Below are 424 nucleotides of genomic sequence, written 5' to 3'. Positions count from 1 at the left end.
CCGACGAAGCCGACGAAACCGTCAAGCTGAGCATCGGCGGCAAAGACGCCACCGGTACCATCCTGGACAACGACGGCACCCCGACCATCGAAGCGATCGGTAACAGTGTGGGCACCGGTGACGTATCCGCCACCGAAGGCAGCGACCTGGCGTTCACCGTCAAGCTGAGCAACGCATCGTCCAGCGCCACCACCTTCGACTTCGCGCTGCAAGACGGCACCGCTACTGCTGATGACTACAGTGCGGCCACCTTCAGCAATGGCGTGAGCTACGACGCGGCCACCGGCAAGATCACCGTACCGGCCGGCGTCACCAGCTTCACTGTGACCGTACCGACCAGCAACGACAGCACCGACGAAGCCGACGAAACCGTCAAGCTGAGCATCGGCGGCAAAGACGCCACCGGTACCATCCTCGATAACGA

The 424-nt window shown here is 62.7% G+C and carries 1 pseudogene; it reads left to right on the top strand.

Features of this window, described 5'->3' with window-relative positions:
• Nucleotides 1-424 (top strand): annotated as a pseudogene (locus FLQ44_RS23135) (Calx-beta domain-containing protein); the annotation flags it as partial.

The organism is Vogesella mureinivorans, assembly GCF_007644035.1.
GTDB classification, from domain to species: domain Bacteria; phylum Pseudomonadota; class Gammaproteobacteria; order Burkholderiales; family Chromobacteriaceae; genus Vogesella; species Vogesella mureinivorans.
Note: the sequence above shows the minus strand (reverse complement) of the source record. Positions and strands in the feature narration are given on the sequence as shown.